Annotated in this window: 17 protein-coding genes and 1 pseudogene; 6 read left to right on the top strand and 12 right to left on the bottom strand. The window is 41.0% G+C overall.

Translation table 11 applies throughout. From position 1 onward, the window contains the following. Window positions 1–61 precede the first annotated feature (61 nt). The 4 genes and pseudogenes from QQK02_RS15485 to QQK02_RS15470 form a co-directional block, all read right to left on the bottom strand. Window positions 62–133 (bottom strand): annotated as a pseudogene (locus tag QQK02_RS15485) (endonuclease III); the annotation flags it as partial. Window positions 134–167: 34 nt separating this feature from the next. Next, complete coding sequence (locus QQK02_RS15480) at window positions 168–371, bottom strand: hypothetical protein (RefSeq protein ID WP_284209040.1); 204 nt, start codon at window positions 369–371, stop codon at window positions 168–170. 54 nt (window positions 372–425) lie between these two features. Further along, complete coding sequence (locus tag QQK02_RS15475) at window positions 426–1,046, bottom strand: isochorismatase family protein (protein WP_284209039.1); 621 nt, start codon at window positions 1,044–1,046, stop codon at window positions 426–428. A gap of 30 nt (window positions 1,047–1,076) precedes the next feature. Continuing rightward, window positions 1,077–1,769, bottom strand: coding sequence for a pirin family protein (locus QQK02_RS15470; RefSeq protein ID WP_284209038.1), 693 nt, complete (start codon window positions 1,767–1,769; stop codon window positions 1,077–1,079). Window positions 1,770–1,896: 127 nt separating this feature from the next. Here QQK02_RS15470 and QQK02_RS15465 point away from each other — a divergent pair, with 127 nt between their 5' ends. Then, window positions 1,897–2,802, top strand: a complete 906-nt coding sequence (locus QQK02_RS15465; protein WP_284209036.1) for a LysR family transcriptional regulator — start codon at window positions 1,897–1,899, stop codon at window positions 2,800–2,802. A gap of 117 nt (window positions 2,803–2,919) precedes the next feature. Here the strand turns inward: QQK02_RS15465 and nth are convergent, their stop codons facing one another. From nth to QQK02_RS15425, 8 genes are all read right to left on the bottom strand, one after another. After that, window positions 2,920–3,552 (bottom strand): endonuclease III, encoded by a 633-nt coding sequence (gene nth / locus QQK02_RS15460; protein ID WP_284209035.1) that lies wholly within the window; start codon window positions 3,550–3,552, stop codon window positions 2,920–2,922. After that, window positions 3,552–4,259 carry an electron transport complex subunit E gene (locus tag QQK02_RS15455; RefSeq protein WP_284209041.1) on the bottom strand — a complete coding sequence of 236 codons (708 nt, stop codon included), beginning with the start codon at window positions 4,257–4,259 and terminating at the stop codon, window positions 3,552–3,554. Before QQK02_RS15455 ends, nth begins: the two co-directional genes overlap by 1 nt. A 2-nt stretch (window positions 4,260–4,261) precedes the next feature. After that, window positions 4,262–4,894, bottom strand: coding sequence for an electron transport complex subunit RsxG (rsxG, locus tag QQK02_RS15450; RefSeq protein ID WP_284209034.1), 633 nt, complete (start codon window positions 4,892–4,894; stop codon window positions 4,262–4,264). 2 nt (window positions 4,895–4,896) lie between these two features. Then, on the bottom strand, window positions 4,897–5,955 hold the full coding sequence (rsxD, locus tag QQK02_RS15445; RefSeq protein WP_284209033.1) for an electron transport complex subunit RsxD: 1,059 nt from the start codon (window positions 5,953–5,955) through the stop codon (window positions 4,897–4,899). Window positions 5,956–5,958: 3 nt separating this feature from the next. Next, window positions 5,959–8,223 carry an electron transport complex subunit RsxC gene (rsxC, locus tag QQK02_RS15440; RefSeq protein WP_284209032.1) on the bottom strand — a complete coding sequence of 755 codons (2,265 nt, stop codon included), beginning with the start codon at window positions 8,221–8,223 and terminating at the stop codon, window positions 5,959–5,961. 11 nt (window positions 8,224–8,234) lie between these two features. Continuing rightward, window positions 8,235–8,789: an electron transport complex subunit RsxB gene (gene rsxB, locus QQK02_RS15435; RefSeq protein ID WP_284209031.1), complete on the bottom strand. Its 555-nt coding sequence runs from the start codon at window positions 8,787–8,789 to the stop codon at window positions 8,235–8,237. Between the two features lies 1 nt (window position 8,790). After that, the gene (gene rsxA, locus QQK02_RS15430) at window positions 8,791–9,369 is read right to left on the bottom strand and encodes an electron transport complex subunit RsxA (protein ID WP_284209030.1); all 579 of its coding nucleotides are present in this window, start codon (window positions 9,367–9,369) and stop codon (window positions 8,791–8,793) included. 165 nt (window positions 9,370–9,534) lie between these two features. Beyond that, the gene (locus tag QQK02_RS15425) at window positions 9,535–11,427 is read right to left on the bottom strand and encodes an EAL domain-containing protein (RefSeq protein WP_284209029.1); all 1,893 of its coding nucleotides are present in this window, start codon (window positions 11,425–11,427) and stop codon (window positions 9,535–9,537) included. Window positions 11,428–11,851: 424 nt separating this feature from the next. Here QQK02_RS15425 and rimP point away from each other — a divergent pair, with 424 nt between their 5' ends. The 5 genes from rimP (at window position 11,852) to truB (ending at window position 18,083) form a co-directional block, all read left to right on the top strand. Beyond that, window positions 11,852–12,307, top strand: coding sequence for a ribosome maturation factor RimP (gene rimP, locus QQK02_RS15420; RefSeq protein ID WP_284209028.1), 456 nt, complete (start codon window positions 11,852–11,854; stop codon window positions 12,305–12,307). Window positions 12,308–12,334: 27 nt separating this feature from the next. After that, on the top strand, window positions 12,335–13,828 hold the full coding sequence (gene nusA / locus QQK02_RS15415; protein ID WP_284209027.1) for a transcription termination factor NusA: 1,494 nt from the start codon (window positions 12,335–12,337) through the stop codon (window positions 13,826–13,828). Between the two features lie 23 nt (window positions 13,829–13,851). Continuing rightward, window positions 13,852–16,506 carry a translation initiation factor IF-2 gene (gene infB, locus QQK02_RS15410; protein WP_284209026.1) on the top strand — a complete coding sequence of 885 codons (2,655 nt, stop codon included), beginning with the start codon at window positions 13,852–13,854 and terminating at the stop codon, window positions 16,504–16,506. 203 nt (window positions 16,507–16,709) lie between these two features. Then, complete coding sequence (gene rbfA / locus QQK02_RS15405; protein WP_284209025.1) at window positions 16,710–17,111, top strand: 30S ribosome-binding factor RbfA; 402 nt, start codon at window positions 16,710–16,712, stop codon at window positions 17,109–17,111. A gap of 3 nt (window positions 17,112–17,114) precedes the next feature. Further along, the gene (truB, locus tag QQK02_RS15400) at window positions 17,115–18,083 is read left to right on the top strand and encodes a tRNA pseudouridine(55) synthase TruB (protein WP_284209024.1); all 969 of its coding nucleotides are present in this window, start codon (window positions 17,115–17,117) and stop codon (window positions 18,081–18,083) included. Window positions 18,084–18,115: the final 32 nt, after the last annotated feature.

Below are 18,115 nucleotides of genomic sequence, written 5' to 3'. Positions count from 1 at the left end.
ATCTGCAAACGAAAGACTTAATGGGAGGGGAATCGGTATAATATAACAAAGCAGACAGAAGTTACTCTGTTTTATCTTTAAATTCACATAAGTCTTCAATAATACACGCACCACATTTCGGCTTACGTGCAGTTTTTTCCACTTTTACACTCTTATGTACATGAGTCTTATCTATTATCTTTTAAAAATTGCATGGTTATTGGCATCACAATATAAGAAATGATAGGTACGATCACCGCTACAATGATACATACTTGTAGAAGCTGATTATCAGGTAAGTATGGTTGCAACCATGCAGGAATAAAATAAACCAGTGGCACCAATGCTAAGTAGTTTACTAATGCAACTAGGTGTTTGTTCGGTGCTTTCATTTTTCTTCTCAAATAAGCATGCTGAGTACTAGCTCAGCATACTTATAGTTTTTATTAAGAATGGTTGGCTTGTAAAAAGCTATTGTATACCCAGCGATAGGTGGTGTGTTGTCCTAATATACCGCCAAGCTCCATACCTTTTTCACTGCGCCAATCATCCATTACTTCTGCTAATACAGAAGCCCAAGTCGCGACTTTTACACCGGCTTGAGTCATGCGGTGAATAGACGCATCTGCGACGGCCTTATTCCATGTGCCGGACGCATCAACCACAGCATAAACGTCATAACCTTCAGCAACCGCAGAAATTGCAGGAAACATTAAACATACATCAGTTACTATTCCTGCCATTATTATTTTTTTACGACCTGTCGCTTCAATAGCTTGTTTAAACTCAGGACTTTTCCATGCGTTAATTTCTCCGGCACGTTCTATTACCTTTTCACCTAATATATCGGTGATTTCGGGCATCATTGGTCCGTTAGGGCCATCAGGCATACTCGCCGTGGTTACCGTTGGCATTCCAACAACCTTTGCCATCGTACATAAGCCTTTGATGTTTTCTGTCATCAAATGTGGGTCTTGGTCTCGACAACTCACTAAAAGTCCAGTTTGATGATCAATCATCGCAAGAACCGCGTTGCCTGTAGTTAGTGTTTCTGCAAATTTGTTCATGGTTATCTCCGTTAAATCATTTAAATATATTTATTGCTTACAAGTACTCACAACAACGATTTCAACATTGCTGTTTGTTTTAATTTGAGTTTTATAGCTGCGTATCAAGTCCCCACCTTCTGCTGCAAAGGTGCTATTTTCATCAGAGACCTCGGCATAACCACTGCTTACATAAAGCAGAGTTTCACTTTCGAGTGATATACTTTCACCTTTTTCGAGACGAACGACATCGATATAAGTTGTACTATCAAAAGTTTCCTTTTGACTCTTATTACCGCCATAAATACGTGTTTTTCCGTTCGCTTCGAGAGAGTAGTGTTTGTATCCAGCACGCTGCCCTGATTCATCTGGCAATACCCAAAGTTGCAACATTCTGTTTTTGTTATTGTCTGGATTCACTTCGTTATGCGTAAAACCTTCACCACCTGCACGTTGTACTTGGGCCTCACCTTCATTTAAACTTTGTCCATGCTCCAGTGAACCTTCATGGCTAACACGGCCCTCCATCATTATTGATATGACATCAATTTCTTTATGAGGGTGCATATGAGTTTCACCCTTAGGATTGAACTGAGCATCGGCAAGATAAACAAAATTCCCTATACCTTCGAAGGTATTAGGTGCTTTTCTTCCACCAAAAACTCTACTATCTGTGACTAAGCGGTGTTCTGTAAGTCCAGCAAAACCACCTAAAGGTAATGAACTTCGACTCAGTATTTGCATATTGCTCTCCGTGGATAAGTTAGTTAATTCAATAGGGTTTATTGTAGGGAGAAGCTTTTGTTTGATAAATACTGCTTTGTTGATAAGATAATTTCATATCTAACAACAATTATGGAAGGGCGATAATATGAATCATGACTTGAATGACATGATGGTATTTTTGGCGGTAATCGAAACGGGCAGTTTTACCTTAGCAGCCGATCGGTTGGGCATCCCTAAAGCAAACGTTAGCAGAAAAGTTTCTCGTTTGGAGAAGCAGTTAAACATTACATTACTGGAACGCTCGACACGTTCACAACACTTAACCGAAGCTGGTAAGCGGTATTTAGTGCATTGTAAACGGGTACATGAAGAGCTAGATTTAGCCACAGCATCAGTTTCAGAGATACTTCATAGCTATAAAGGAAAATTAAAAGTCGGCGCATCTGTAGCAACAGGTCAATGGATTTTAAAACCTGCATTAGCTAGCTTCTTGCACCAGTATCCAGAAATAGAGCTACAATTGAGCTTACTTAACAGGAGAGTAGATTTTATAGAAGAAGGTTATGATGTGGTGATTCGAATCGGTCAGCTCAATGACTCTATGCTTATCGCAAAAAAGCTAGGAACAGTTAGGCGAAAACTATATGCTAGTCCTGCTTACCTCGCTCAACAGGGAACGCCAGGTTCTGTAAGCGCATTAATAGAGCACAAGCTACTTGTAATGAATCCAATGAGTAATGATTCAAAGCTTAGCCTAAGTTCCGACAAAGGCGAAAATTATACAGTAAACTGCAGTCCACGGTTGTTAGTAGACGACTTTGCATTATTAAAGCAATCTATCGTTGATGGCGCAGGAATAGCTGTATTGCCAGAATATATGAGCGAAGAAGAGGTTAAGGCTGGTGGGTTAGTTAATATACTTCCCGATTGGGGAATGACAGATGTTGATATCTTTGCACTTTATCCGCGTAATCGAGAAAAAATACCTAAAGTAAAAGCCTTTTTAGAGTTTGTTGAAAAACTATATATCGATAAATTGTCCTCAGGTTAATAATTCTCAAAGAGTAAAAACACGATATAATTTTATTCGCTTTGCAAGAACTTCGTTATACACTTTGTAGGAGGCGTAATCTCTAATTTTTGCATTTAGCTAAAGTCTGCCGTTACCTTATTCGGTTTTATCCTTAAACTCACACAAGTCTTCAATAATACATGCACCACATTTGGGTTTACGAGCTACACAAGTGTAACGACCATGAAGTATAAGCCAGTGGTGTACATCGACTTTGAATTCAGCAGGTACAACTTTAAGTAGTTTTTGTTCAACTTCTACTACATTTTTACCCATAGCGAACTTGGTGCGGTTTGATACACGGTCAATATGGGTGTCGACAGCTATTGTCGGCCAGCCAAACGCTGTGTTTAATACAACGTTGGCGGTTTTTCTGCCAACGCCGGGCAGTGCTTCAAGGGCTTCACGACTTTCTGGTACTTCGCCACCGTGCAAATCAACCAGCATTTGGCAGGTTTTCATGGTGTTTTCAGCTTTTGTGTTAAATAAGCCAATCGTCTTTATGTAGTCTTTAAGTTTATCTAAGCCTAAGTCTAAAATGGCTTGTGGTGTATTGGCAGCAGCGAATAGAGGTCCTGTTGCTTTGTTTACGCCAACATCTGTTGCTTGCGCAGAGAGCAGAACGGCAATAAGCAACTCAAACGGGCTATTAAAATTCAACTCAGTTGTTGGGTGTGGGTTATCGTCGCGAAGTCGCGTTAAAATCTCTAAACGTTTTGCTTTATTCATTAGTCAAAATTAACCCTAACACGCTCAATGGTGCTTGGTTCTTCTTGTGATTGTTGTAGTTTTTGTTTTTCTTTTTGCTTTTCATCAATGTAATTTTTGACTGCAATTAAAAAGCCCATCGCAATGAAAGCTCCCGGCGGCAATATCGCGAGTAAAAACTTATTATCTAAATGTAAAACTTCTACTCGTAAAACACTTGCCCACTCACCAAGGAGTAACTCAGCGCCATCAAATAACGTACCTTGTCCAAGTACTTCACGAATTGCACCGAGTACAATTAATACCAGCGCAAACCCTAAGCCCATCATTAAGCCGTCAAAGGCTGCTTGTTTTACTGGGTTTTTACTGGCGTAAGCCTCAGCTCTACCGATAATCGCGCAATTGGTCACAATTAATGGCAGGAAAATCCCTAAAGACTGGTAAATACCATAGGTATAAGCATTCATAAGTAATTGAATAACGGTTACAAAGGCGGCAATAATCAATACGAAAACGGGGATTCGAATTTCTTTGGGTACCCACTCTCTAACTAAAGAAACAGTCACGTTAGAGCCTATCAATACGAGTAGTGTCGCCAAACCTAAGCCTAGTGCATTTGTTACTGTGGCAGTTACGGCAAGCAATGGACAAAGCCCAAGTAATTGAACTAGGCCCGGGTTGTTTTTCCATAACCCTTGAATGGCAAGTTCTTTATATTCTGCGTTCATTTTCATGACTCACCTCGGCAAGACACTGTGCTTTCAAACAGCGATTGTTTATGCTGGTTGAAATATAAATTGGCATTTTTTACGGCTTTTACCACCGCGCGTGGGGTTATCGTCGCACCTGTAAACTGATCAAACATACCGCCATCTTTTTTTACGTTCCATCGTGAATCGCTCAACTTAGTGATAGTTTTACCGTTGAAACTTGTGATCCAATCGCTGCGTTTTAACTCAATTTTATCACCTAAGCCTGGTGTTTCATTGTGCTTTAATGTGCGTACACCGGTCACTATGCCATCAATATCAAAGGCGATGAGTAGGGATATTTTTCCGTTGTAACCATCTGGTGCAATGGCGGTTATTGCCGCTGCGACAGGCGCGTCATCAAGTTTGCCCAAATACACTGTTTGATCTTCGGTTGAGCCAAGTAAAGGATCATTGGCTATCGTGCAGTCTTGATAAAGATCATTGTTTATTGCTGCTTTATCAATAATTGTATGTAAGGTTTTTAGCAGTTGAGCTTGTTCTTGTTGCGCTATTCTATCTGACGTTAACTCGCTAATAACACCTACAGCTAATGTACAGGCAATGGCAAAGGCAGCTAACAATTGGGCATTTTTATTGATTGCTTTTTTCATTGTTATTTCTCTACCTGATGACCATAAGTACGTGGTCTAGTGTATTGGTCAATAAGTGGGCCAGCCATATTACATAGTAAAACAGCAAAGGCGACGCCATCTGGGTAACCACCAAATTCACGAATAATAAATACTAAGAAACCTGCTAACGCTGCATATACCATGCGACCTTTAACACTCGTAGCACTTGATACTGGGTCCGTTAAAATGAAAAATGCACCGAGCATTGTTGCGCCAGTTAACCAGTGGAACATGGTGGAAGATGCACTATCAGGCGATATGGCATAAGCAATAAATGAACAAACAAACAGGCTCGCTAAAAAGCTGAGCGGTGTTACCCACGGAATTGCTTTTTTATAAATCAGAAAAATCCCACCAAGTAGAAAGCCAATATTTATCCATTCCCAACCTAGCGCAAAGTGCTCACCGAAAATAGGGCTTGTTGTACTTTCGGCAACGGTCATTCCTAAGGTTAGGTTGGTTTTGACGGTATCTAACGGTGTTGCCATTGTGTAGCCATCAATATGTGTTCGAAGTTGCTCTACGGAAAATCCATCAGGCGTGAAGCCTGTTAAGATCACCGTTAGCGTGTCAAAAAAACCAAGAGAAAATTGCATCAGTTCTAACGGCGGTTGCCAAGAGGTCATTTGAAGCGGAAATGATACAAGTAGCATTACGTAGGCGGCCATTGCTGGGTTGAATGGGTTATGCCCGATGCCACCATATAGCTGTTTAACAACAATAATTGCAAACGCGCTACCAATTACGGCCACCCACCATGGTGCGATTGCCGGTAAACTAATCCCTATTAATACCGCAGTTAAGATAGCACTGCCGTCTAACAGCTCTGGTTTTACTTTACGCTTTCTAAGCGACAACATAAAAAATTCGCAAACCAACGCGGTTATAGTGGCGATTGATATGTGAATAATATTGCCCCAACCAAAGAAGTACCACTGTGCGAAAATACCGGGTAATGTGGCTAATATTACTAAGCGCATCAAAGCTGCTGTGCTTGATTGCGCATGGTTGTGTGGAGAACTGGCTATCCAATAGGTCATAGGTTATTTATTTTCTGCTTGTTGTTTTTTAGCTTTTGCTTTAGCAATTGCAGCGGCAATACGTGCTTTTTTATCATCAACCGAGTTATCGGGTGTAGATTCGTTAACGTCAACTTCAGGTTCAACGTCAGTTGCTTTCGCTAGTTTCTTAGCTTTAGCTTTTGCGATAGCTGCAGCGACTCGCGCTTTTTTATCATCAGTAGCTGAAACTGCTTGTACAGGCTCTTTAGTTATTTCTTCCTGAGCAGGATTGTCAATATCTGTCGATGATTGCTTTTTAGCTTTTGCTTTTGCTACGGTTGTAGCAATACGTGCTTTTTTATCATCTTTTTCATTAGCGTCTTTGGGCTTTGCGGCCACAGCTTTTTCACTTGTTGTGTCGCTGGCTGAACTAACTGCTGATTGTGCAGATTTTTTCTTGGCTTTCGCTTTCGCGACCGCAGCGGCTACCCGTGCTTTTTTATCGTTAGCAGAGGAGTTGTCTGCCGTTGTATCTTCTGCCTGAACTTCTGTGGTATCAGCTTCTTGCGCTTTTGCTAGCTTCTTGGCTTTAGCTCTAGCAACGGCAACACGGTCTTTGTCTGGCGATGAAGCACTACTTGAAGTATTCTCTTGAGCTGCTTTTGCCTCTTTTTTGGCTTTTGCACGCGCAACTGCAGCTACTACAGCTAATTTTTGTTCTGTTTTGGTGTTGTCTACTTGCTCTTGCTCTTGCGCGTCATCGCCTTTTTTCGCTTTAACGCGAGCCAACGCTGCTGCTACCGCAGACTTAGCTTGGCTAGCTTCTTGCGTATTAGCATTCATTTTTGCGCGACGTGCTTCGGCAGCTTTACGATGTTTTTCTTCGCGGGCAATTTTTTCACGCTCAAGTCTCGCTTTGCGCGCTTCAAATCGTGCTTTTGCTTTGTCGGCTTTAATTTCTTGTACTTGTTGAAAACGAATTTCAGCCTTCGCCACACGATAGTACTGTACGAGTGGTATTTGGCTAGGGCAAACAAAGGCACAGGCACCACAATCAATACAGTCAAACAGATTTAGTTTCTTTAATTGTTCGTAATCTTTAGCTTTAGCGCTCCACTGGAGTTCTTGAGGAAGCAAATGGCTAGGACAAACATCAGCACATTGGCCGCATCGAATACATTCTTGTTCGTCGCTTGGGGTTGGTATTTCCTTGTTGCTTGGTGCTAAAACACAATTAGAAGTTTTTATGATAGGTATTTTAGGGCTAGGTAGGGTAAAGCCCATCATTGGCCCGCCCATAACGAGCATGCTGTTTTCAGCTTCTTTGTAGCCACATTGCGAAAGCAAAAATTCGACAGGCGTACCTAACAATGCCCATACGTTTTGTGGTTTCTCTAAGCTTTGACCTGTTACCGTTACCACGCGTTTAATTAGCGGGGTATCATTAATAACGGCATCTGCAATCGCGTAACAGGTTGCTACGTTTTGCATCACAATGCCCATTTGCCCAGGGATAACACCAGCAGGAACTTCTTTTCCCGTTAGTGCTTTAATTAGTTGCTTCTCGCCACCTGTTGGATACTTTGTTGGCAATACACAAACCCTAACTTTGTCATAGCCTTCAGTAGCTTTTTGTAATGCACGTATCGCTTCAGGTTTATTATCTTCAATCCCAATAAGGATATGACCTGGTAACAACAGGTGATCAAGGATTTTTATACCATCAATAATACTGGGGCTGTGTTCGCGCATCAGCAAATCGTCAGACGTGATATAAGGCTCACACTCTGCGGCATTGATAACTAAAAAATCGATGACTGGCTTTTGATTAACTTTTATGTGAGTAGGGAAACCAGCACCGCCCATACCTGAGATGCCGGCATTAGCAATTTTCTCAATAATCGTTTCACGCGATAGTGAATAAAAGTCGTCACATACGGCACGTTCTACCCACTTATCTTTACCATCGGGCTTCAAATATATGCAAGGCTCTTGCATTGCTGATGGGTGAGGAATGGTTGCACGTTCAATTTTTTCTATGGTACCGCTTGTCGGTGCGTGCACCGGCACTGCCATTGGCATATGGCTGTATGTGAGCGGTTGGCCTTTTAATACGTAGTCGCCAACGTCAACACTTAGTTTCGCTGCTGAACCAATGTGTTGCTGGAGTGGCAAGACAAGTAATTCGGGTAACTCTAATGGGCGAATAGGCTTGTCGTTTGATAGCCATTTTTGTTCAGGTGGATGCACGCCGCCATGAAACTGCCAGAATTTACCGTTATTTATTCTTTCGATGATTGATTCCACCACGACCTCTATTATTCAATGTGGGTTACAGGAATAGTATTGAGATCCCAACGCCAACTTTGTGGTGTTTCTTTCACTGGGTGCATTTCAATACAATCAACAGGGCACGGTGCAACACATAAGTCACAACCGGTGCATTCATCGGCAATCACCGTATGCATTTGTTTTGCTGCCCCAATAATGGCGTCGACAGGGCAGGCTTGAATACATTTAGTACAACCAATACAGTCGTCTTCAATAATAAAGGCTACTTTAGGCGTATTATCTTGCTCATGACTTTCATCAAGCGCAACCGGTTCAACGCCCATTAAGTCTGCGATTTTTTTGATGGTGTCTTCACCACCTGGCGCACACTTGTTTATTGCTTCACCATTGGCTACAGCGTCAGCATATGGTTTACAACCTGGGTATCCACATTGACCACATTGGGTTTGAGGTAAAAGGGCATCAAGTTGTTCAACAAGTGGATCGCCTTCAACTTTAAATTTTACTGAAGCAAACCCGAGCAGTGCGCCAAATAGGGCGCCAAGTAAGCCTATAACGAGAATAGCAATTAACGTTGTCATGTTATTTCACTAGCCCCGTAAATCCTAAAAAGGCCAATGACATTAAACCTGCTGTGATCATTGCAATAGCTGAACCCTTAAATGGTCCTGGCACATCGGCGTTAGCTAAACGCTCGCGCATTGCTGAAAACATAATTAAAACTACTGAAAAACCTAATGCTGCGCCAAAACCATAAACAACCGACTCAAAGAAGTTATGTTGCTCGTAGATGTTTAATAGCGCGACCCCTAATACAGCACAGTTGGTGGTAATCAATGGTAAGAAAATACCAAGCAAACGGTATAAATTGGCGCTGGTTTTATGAACGACCATTTCAGTAAATTGAACGACGACTGCAATCACTAAAATAAATGCCATGGTCTGCAAGAATTCTAATGAAAGAGGATCAAGAATATAGGTGTTAATTAAATAGCTTAGCGTTGAAGCTAGCGTCATTACGAATGTCGTGGCGAACGACATACCAATAGCCGTTTCTGTTTTAGACGAAACGCCCATAAATGGGCATAGCCCAAGGAACTTAACCAGGACAAAGTTGTTAACGAGTACTGTACTGACTAATAAGAGAAAGTATTCCGTCATTCTAGGTATTTAAATCGAAAAAATTGTATCTATTATCCTTGTTTATTACTGAGATAACAACCGGATAACTATTATGGCTTTTATTTTATTTAAGAAATGTAAATTTATCGATGCGAAACAACAAAAATGGCGCCTAAGCGCCATTTTTTTCTATAATATTTGAGCTTACATTTGTTCAGGTTTTCCGATGTAAAAGCCTTGGCAACCGTCGATAAATAGTTTTTCCAAGGTATGCTTTTCTTCCTGAGTTTCTACATTTTCAGCCAAAACATTGATACTTAAACGGTGAGCTAAATCAACCATGACACGCAAAAAGTACTGGTTGTTTTTATCTTCATCAATATCACGGGTGTAGGTGCTGTCCATTTTAATATAATCAGGCTTCAAATCTTTAAAGAATTTGAATGATGTTAAACCGACACCGAATCGTTCAACCGTAACACGGGAACCAACTCGGTGAATCATATCTATAAAGCGCTTACTGGTTTGTACATTTTGCTGTAAACCGTACTCGGTAATTTCAAAAATCAAATTTGGTGCGATTGAGCTTTCTCTTAATAAACGACGTTCTAGCCACACTAAAAAATGTTCATCGTGAATACTGCGTGAACTGATATTGATCCCGAATTGCGATGTTTGTAGGTTTTTTTCATTAATTTCTGTGAGTGCTTGTTCAATGATCATTCGGTCAACTGCGACAATCTTGTCGAGTTTTTCTGCCATTGCAATAAAAGAAGCTGTTGGTAGCGTATCTTTATTTGCATTTTTGAAGCGCGCTAAAATCTCACCATACATTTTTGTGTTTTTCGTTGATGGTTTGATTGGTTGTATCAAAAGTGATACTCGCTGTGCGGCTAATACACTATCTATTTCTTGTCGCCAATTTTGATTGCCGTAGTGACTCCCTGTTTGATCGCTGTCGCCTTCTTTTTGGGCATACCAAGCGTTTGTGCTTTGCGTTTGAGCTACGCTTATTGCGGTATCAGCCAGAGCAAGGATTTCACCAAGGGGTTCTGAATCTGTAAAGGTTACTAGGCCGGTATAAGCGACTGAGTCGAGGTCTGAAGCTTGTTGGTATTGACTAAACTTTTCAGTTAACGCTTGGGCATATTTTTCAGCCTCTTTTAATGGCACGTTAGGCAAAATGGTGGAAAAGTCAGAGCTGTTTAACCTAAATAATTGGCCCCCCTGATACTTTTCAATTTCACTTTTCAATATATCTGAAACTTTACAGATGTAGTTGTCACCTTCTTTATAACCGCTGATTTGGTTAATTGTTTGTAACTCACTGCAACGGGTTATGAGCAATACGCCAAATTTAATTTCATGTGTTTCTGTTACTTTGGTTTCAAAGTACTGAACAAAACGATTACGGTTTGGCAATTGCGTAAGCGTTTCTGTATAAGCTTCTTTTTCGAGTTGATTTGAATTAGCTTTGTGGTTATCAAGTAACGATTGTAACGAGGTTAGGCCTTTTTTAAGTTCAGGTAACTCGAGCGTTGCTTTACTCTTATACTGCATCTCACTTTCACTTGCCGGCATAAACGACATGATATCTTTGCGAATCTGCAAATTAATTGTGTTAAAGAATGCTTTGTAGGATTTCATACTAACAATACTTGAAAGTACGATGAACACAGCAGTTAACAAAAGAATAGCGCCGGAAGTACTGATGAGTTTTTCGATAACGAGATCATCAGCTAGGGCATAAGTTACTTTCAAGCTATGGCTATTTAGCCATACTTCTTTATCAGCAGGTGCAATATACGTTGAAATTAAATGCTGCTGCGCGCCTTGATGTCTAATCAAGTTCTTATTTTCATCGTTGGTAATTAATAATAGACGAAAGTCATTTGAGCTTTTTATTGTCTCGACGATGGTTTGTATACTTGCTTGTTGATCCAATGCGCTAGACATTGCAACGAGAGAGCTTTCAAATTTAGCTTGGCGCTCTACAAGCAAGGATTGACTAAACCAAGTACATAACGAAATTAGGCTGACACTGAAGATAAGGCCTAAAATGGTATTTCGAGCAATTAATTGACTAAATGTATACATAAAGTGGCGATATTTAAAAATATTATTATGTTAATTATAGTGCTCTTATAACATGAAAATATTCAATATTCTAACCTTCTGAATACCCTAAGGTGATTTGAAAATAACATTTATAAAAGAATGTTGATGCGATTCGCTATTATTTTGGCTAATTCATGATAATAACTTGCTTAACGTATATCGTAGGGATATAATTTCGCCGTCTGAAATACATAGCGCTTTTACTGACGAACCTAATTTCCCTTTAGGTTGAGGCGAATGTATGAATCGAAACTGCAGACTTTACTTTCGATTCAAATGGGTTCAGTGGATAAGGCCCCAACGTTGGGGTTTTTTTATAGTTGAATTCTGAACATCGACTATAATAACAGCATGACTTTATTCGCTGGGCTATATGCCCTTTTTTTGTTTTTGGAGAATGTGATTGGCTAAGTTTGAACATCAACTAACTGATATGTTGCGCCCTGCGGTAGAAGAAACCGGTAAGGAACTATTAGGATTAGAATTTATTGCTGCGGGCAATAATTCTGTTTTGCGTTTGTATATTGATCATGAAAATGGCATCGATGTAGATGATTGCGCGGAAGTTAGTCGACAAGTTAGCGCAATTCTAGACGTAGAAGACCCAATTAGCAGTGAATATAACCTCGAAGTGTCTTCACCGGGCGTAGATCGTCCTTTATTTACCCTTGAACATTATCAAGCGGTACTTGGTGAAACAGTTCAAGTGAAATTATCAATACCTTTGAACGGACGTCGTAAATTCAAAGGTATTTTAGAAAGTATTGAGAACGACACATTGCATGTTGTGGTAGACGGCGAAGCTTATCCGTTAGTTGTCGGCAACATTGACAAGGCAAACCTTGTCGCTAAGTTTTAAGAATTAATAGATTAAAGGCTAGGTAACATGAGTAAGGAAGTATTACTAGTTGTTGATGCAGTTTCAAACGAAAAGGCATTACCACGTGAAAGTATTTTTCAGGCGATGGAAACTGCTTTAGAAACAGCTACTAAAAAGAAGTATGACGGCGATATCGTTGTACGCGTTAGCATTGACCGTAAAACAGGTGAGTTTGATACTTTCCGTCGTTGGTTAGTTGTTGCCGATGATCAAGAAGCTGAAAACCCATATGCAGAAATGACGCTTTCAGCAGCACAGTTTGAAGATGAGTCACTCAACCTTGGTGATTACATTGAAGAGCAAATTGAGTCTGTCAAGTTTGACCGTATTACGACACAAACAGCTAAACAAGTGATCGTACAAAAAGTACGTGAAGCTGAGCGTGGCTTAATTGTTGATGCATACCAAGACCAAGTAGGTGAGCTAATCACTGGAGTTGTTAAAAAAGCATCTCGCGATAGCATTATTTTAGATTTAGGTAACAACGCTGAAGCGATTATTTATCGCGACGATATGTTACCGCGCGAAGTTTTCCGTCCTGGTGACCGTGTTCGTGGTTTGTTATATGCAATCAAACCAGAAGCGCGTGGCGCTCAATTATTTGTCAGCCGCACTAAGCCTGAAATGTTAATTGAGTTATTCCGCGTTGAAGTACCAGAAATTGGCGAAGAGATGCTTGAAATCAAGGGCGCAGCTCGCGATCCAGGTTCTCGTGCGAAAATCGCTGTGAAAAGTAACGACAAGCGTTTAGACCCAGTTGGTGCTTGTGTTGGTATGCGTGGTTCACGTGTACAGGCTGTTTCTGGTGAGCTAGGCGGCGAACGTGTTGATATCGTATTATACGATGACAACCCAGCACAATTTGTTATTAACGCAATGGCACCTGCTGAAGTGGCGTCTATCATTGTTGATGAAGATCAACACACAATGGATATTGCTGTAGAAGAAGGCAATTTAGCGATGGCTATTGGTCGCAGCGGTCAAAACATTCGTTTAGCGAGCCAGCTTACAGGCTGGGAATTAAACGTAATGACTGTTGATGACATGAATGAGAAGCATCAAGCTGAAAACGACAAAGTGATAAATTTATTCACTGATAAGTTAGATATTGATGATGACTTCGCAACAATTTTAGTAGATGAAGGCTTTTCTTCATTAGAAGAAATCGCTTATGTACCTGCAGCTGAAATACTTGAAATTGACGGTATGAACGAAGATATCGTTGAAGAATTACGTGAACGTGCCAAAGCAGCATTAACAACCCAAGCATTAGCAAGTGAAGAAACACTTGAAGATGCAGAGCCTGCTGAAGATTTATTAGCGTTAGAAGGTTTAGATAAGCACTTAGCTTATGTATTCGCAAGTAAAGGTATTCGTACGTTAGAAGATCTAGCCGAACAAGGTATAGATGATCTTATCGATATTGAAGAATTAGATGAAACCAAAGCCGGTGAGTTAATCATGGCTGCACGCAATGTGTGCTGGTTTAGTGAAGAATAGATAACGCCGGGAGAAATTTATAGATGGCAGAAGTAACAGTTGAACAACTTGCCAAAGAAATCGGAACACCGGCGGATCGTTTGGTGACCCAATTAGCTGACGCAGGTATCAGTAAATCCATTACTGACTCAGTGACTGAACATGAGAAAGAAACCTTGCTTGAGCATTTGAAAAAGCAACATGGTGATGATTCAGCAGCGCAGCCGAGCAAAATGACATTAAGTCGTAAAAAGAAAACGACTTTATCTGTAGGCTCAGGTAGCAAAGCTAAATCGGTACAAGTAGAAGTCCGTAAAAAGCGCACTTACGTAAAACGTAGCGATGTAGAAGAACAGCAAATCGCTGAAGCAGAGGCAAAAGCAGCGGAAGAAGCAGAAGCAAAAGCTGCAGCAGAAGCACAAGCTGCAGCAGAAGCAAAAGCAAAAGCTGAAGCTGCTGAAAAAGAAGCGGCTGAAGCTGCAGCGCAAGCTAGAGCTGAAGCAGAAGCAAAAGCAAAAGAAGCGTCTAAAGCAAAAGCTAAAGAAATTGATGCTGGCGTTAAAACTGAAGAAAAGCCAATTGAATCTGACGAAGCGAAAAAGATTCGTTTAGCGCAAGAAGCAGAAGCGAAAGCTAAAGCTGAAGAAGAGGCGCGTAAATCAGCAGAAGAAGCTCGCAAGCTTGCTGAAGAAAACGAAGCTCGCTGGAAAGCGCAAGAAGAAGAACGTAAAAAGCATGAGAACGATGTTGTTCACTTAACGTCTTCTAAATACGCACAAGAAGCTGAAGATAAAGTTGACTCAGCTGATGAAAGTCGCGGTCGTCGTAAGAAAAAGAAAAAACAAGCTGATAAAAATGCTCGCGGTGGTCGTAACCAGCGTGGCAAAAATACACTTTCTGCACCACAAAGCTTAAAGCACGGTTTCCAAAAGCCTGTTGAAGCAAAAATGCAAGAAGTACGTATTGGTGAAACAATTTCTGTCGCTGACTTAGCAAACAAAATGTCTGTTAAAGGCGCTGAAGTTGTTAAAGTGATGTTCAAAATGGGCGCGATGGCGACCATTAACCAAGTGATTGACCAAGAAACTGCAGCATTAGTTGCAGAAGAAATGGGCCGTACCGTTGTCTTAGTCAAAGAAAACGCACTTGAAGAAGCTGTACTTTCTGACCGTGGTGATACAGGTGAAGCAATTACACGTGCTCCAGTTGTTACTATTATGGGTCACGTTGACCATGGTAAAACATCATTACTAGATTATATTCGTGAAGCGAAAGTAGCGGCTGGCGAAGCGGGTGGTATTACTCAACATATTGGTGCATACCATGTTGAGACTGGTCACGGTATGGTGACTTTCCTAGATACTCCTGGTCACGCTGCGTTTACATCAATGCGTTCACGTGGTGCTAAAGCAACAGATATCGTTATTATCGTTGTTGCAGCTGATGACGGTGTAATGCCGCAAACAATTGAAGCGATTCAGCATGCTAAAGCAGCTGATGCGCCAATTATTATCGCTGTAAACAAAATGGATAAAGAAACAGCTGACCCAGATCGTGTTAAAACTGAGTTATCTCAGCACGACGTTATTCCAGAAGATTGGGGCGGTGACGTTCAGTTCGTACATGTATCAGCAAAAACGGGTTTAGGTATTGATGAACTACTTGATTCTGTTTTACTTCAATCTGAAGTACTAGAGTTAACTGCTGTTGTTGATAAAATGGCGAGCGGTGTTGTTGTTGAATCAAAACTTGATAAGGGCCGTGGTCCTGTTGCAACGATTCTGGTTCAAGACGGCACGTTAAAACAAGGTGATATTGTACTTTGTGGTTTAGAATACGGTCGTGTTCGTGCAATGCGCGATGAGCTTGGTAAAGAAATCAAGTCAGCTGGCCCGTCAATTCCTGTGGAGATTTTAGGTCTTTCAGGTGTACCACAATCAGGTGATGAAGCGACGGTTGTTAAAGATGAGAAGAAAGCACGTGAAGTTGCTTTATATCGTCAAGGTAAGTTCCGCGATGTGAAACTTGCTCGTCAACAGAAGTCTAAACTTGAAAACATGTTCACGGACATGGCTGAAGGTGATGTTTCAGAAGTTAATGTTGTACTTAAGTCTGACGTACAAGGCTCTTTAGAAGCAATTTCAGATTCTTTAGTTAAGCTTTCAACAGACGAAGTTAAAGTGAAAATTATTGGCTCAGGTGTGGGTGGTATTACCGAGACTGATGCGTCACTTGCTGCAGCGTCAAACGCAATTGTTGTTGGTTTTAACGTTCGTGCCGATGCGGCCGCTCGTAAAGTCATTGAATCTGAGAAGATTGACTTACGTTACTACAGCGTTATTTACGCATTGATTGACGAAGTTAAACAAGCGATGAGTGGTTTATTAGCGCCAGAGTTTAAACAAGAAATCATTGGCCTTGCTCAAGTACGCGACGTATTCAAGTCACCGAAAATTGGCGCAATTGCTGGTTGTATGGTTACTGAAGGTATCATCAAGCGTAGCGCTCCAATTCGTGTATTACGTGAAAACGTTGTTATCTACGAAGGTGAACTTGAGTCACTTCGTCGCTTTAAAGACGACGTACAAGAAGTTCGTAACGGAACGGAATGTGGTATCGGTGTTAAGAACTACAACGACGTAAAAGTTGGCGACCAAATCGAAGTATTTGAGACAGTCGAAGTTAAGCGTAGTTTATAATTTTAGCGGCGTAAATCGCATAAATTACGGCGTTGGACGTGCTCACTTGGTAAACCAAGCTCCGCGCGTCCGCCTTGTACTTTAAGCGATTAACATTCACTAAAGCTTAAAACTATGGATTAAAAGTTTAAATAAAATGGGGGCTTAGCCCCCGTTTTTATCTCGGTAAAAAATTAAGTTATTGAAAAGTTATAGGAGTTTCTATGGCTAGAGAATTTGCTCGTACTGACCGTGTAGGTCAAGAAATCCAAAAAGAAGTTGCCATGATCATTCAACGTGAAGTGAAAGATCCTCGTTTAGGTATGGTAACGGTTAATGCAGTCGAAGTGACGCGTGATTTAGCGTACGCAAAAGTTTATGTAACCTTTCTAACGATTGGCGATCAAACGGAAGCTGAATCTGAAACTATTTTAAATGAAGCATCTGGCTTTATTCGTAGTTTGTTAGCTAAGCGAATCAAGGCGCGTATTATGCCGGAGTTGCGCTTTGTTTATGATAGCTCGATGGCTGAAGGTGTGCGTATGACATCATTAGTTGATAAAGCCGTTGAAGAAGATATTCGTAGATCGGGTAAAGATTTATCTACCGAGGGCGAGGAAGAATAATCGATGGCAAAGCGCAGAAAAGGCCGCCCGGTTAATGGTGTTGTGCTGCTAGATAAACCGTACGACATTTCTTCTAATTCCGCTCTACAACGAGTAAAACGTATTTACTTCGCTCAAAAAGCAGGGCACACCGGTGCGTTAGATCCATTGGCTACTGGCATGTTACCGATTTGTTTAGGTGAGGGAACTAAGTTTTCTCAATTCTTGCTTGATACAGATAAAACTTACCAAGTAACCGCTAAACTCGGTATTCGAACAACAACCAGCGATGTTGATGGTGAAGTTGTCAGCGAAAAGCCAGTTGATGTTAATGAAAGTCAACTTTCTGAAGCATTAGAACATTTTCGTGGTGACTCTAAGCAAGTTCCTTCTATGTACTCGGCGTTAAAGCATCAAGGGCAACCGCTTTATAAATATGCTCGCGAAGGGATTGAAGTTGAACGTGAAGCACGTGACATAACCGTATTTCGATTAGAGGTATTACGCTTTGAAAATGATGAAGTTGATATGGAAATTCATTGTTCTAAAGGCACTTATATCAGAACCATCGTAGATGATTTAGGTGAACGTTTAGGTTGTGGTGCGCATGTTAGTGCATTACGCAGAGTTGGTGTAGGCAGTTATGATCGCAAAGATATGGTAACGATAGAACAACTTGACGCCTTACTTGAACAAGCTAAAGAGCAAGATGTATCGCCGTCTAGCTTACTAGATCCATTACTATTGCCAATGAACACCGCGTTAGTAGGTATTCCAAGTGTTGTGGTCGATGAAGAGTCGTCTCGTTATCTAAGATTGGGCAATCCAGTGAGTGCACAGGGGCTACCACTAGAAGGTTTTGTTCAGGTTTATGTCGATAATGGCAGTAACAGTGAAGCTGAATTCATTGGTGTAGGTATCGTCGATGATAACGGTATGCTAGCGCCTAAACGGATAACCGTTAAAGAAATGGTAGAGCTAGCTGAAGGCTAAGTTTCTATCATATTTACTTAAAGGCGGTTACG

Source organism: Thalassotalea eurytherma (assembly GCF_030161415.1).
Taxonomy (GTDB): Bacteria; Pseudomonadota; Gammaproteobacteria; order Enterobacterales; family Alteromonadaceae; genus Thalassotalea_G; species Thalassotalea_G eurytherma.
This window is presented reverse-complemented; position numbering and strand designations above follow the sequence as displayed.

What these genes read in the sequence shown, in the direction of transcription:
- QQK02_RS15480 (WP_284209040.1), bottom strand. Translation starts at nt 371, where the DNA reads ATGAAAGCACCGAACAAACACCTAGTTGCATTAGTAAACTACTTAGCA.
- QQK02_RS15475 (WP_284209039.1), bottom strand. Translation starts at nt 1,046, where the DNA reads ATGAACAAATTTGCAGAAACACTAACTACAGGCAACGCGGTTCTTGCG.
- QQK02_RS15470 (WP_284209038.1), bottom strand. Translation starts at nt 1,769, where the DNA reads ATGCAAATACTGAGTCGAAGTTCATTACCTTTAGGTGGTTTTGCTGGA.
- QQK02_RS15465 (WP_284209036.1), top strand. Translation starts at nt 1,897, where the DNA reads ATGAATCATGACTTGAATGACATGATGGTATTTTTGGCGGTAATCGAA.
- nth (WP_284209035.1), bottom strand. Translation starts at nt 3,552, where the DNA reads ATGAATAAAGCAAAACGTTTAGAGATTTTAACGCGACTTCGCGACGAT.
- QQK02_RS15455 (WP_284209041.1), bottom strand. Translation starts at nt 4,259, where the DNA reads ATGAACGCAGAATATAAAGAACTTGCCATTCAAGGGTTATGGAAAAAC.
- rsxG (WP_284209034.1), bottom strand. Translation starts at nt 4,894, where the DNA reads ATGAAAAAAGCAATCAATAAAAATGCCCAATTGTTAGCTGCCTTTGCC.
- rsxD (WP_284209033.1), bottom strand. Translation starts at nt 5,955, where the DNA reads ATGACCTATTGGATAGCCAGTTCTCCACACAACCATGCGCAATCAAGC.
- rsxB (WP_284209031.1), bottom strand. Translation starts at nt 8,789, where the DNA reads ATGACAACGTTAATTGCTATTCTCGTTATAGGCTTACTTGGCGCCCTA.
- rsxA (WP_284209030.1), bottom strand. Translation starts at nt 9,369, where the DNA reads ATGACGGAATACTTTCTCTTATTAGTCAGTACAGTACTCGTTAACAAC.
- QQK02_RS15425 (WP_284209029.1), bottom strand. Translation starts at nt 11,427, where the DNA reads ATGTATACATTTAGTCAATTAATTGCTCGAAATACCATTTTAGGCCTT.
- nusA (WP_284209027.1), top strand. Translation starts at nt 12,335, where the DNA reads ATGAGTAAGGAAGTATTACTAGTTGTTGATGCAGTTTCAAACGAAAAG.
- infB (WP_284209026.1), top strand. Translation starts at nt 13,852, where the DNA reads ATGGCAGAAGTAACAGTTGAACAACTTGCCAAAGAAATCGGAACACCG.
- rbfA (WP_284209025.1), top strand. Translation starts at nt 16,710, where the DNA reads ATGGCTAGAGAATTTGCTCGTACTGACCGTGTAGGTCAAGAAATCCAA.
- truB (WP_284209024.1), top strand. Translation starts at nt 17,115, where the DNA reads ATGGCAAAGCGCAGAAAAGGCCGCCCGGTTAATGGTGTTGTGCTGCTA.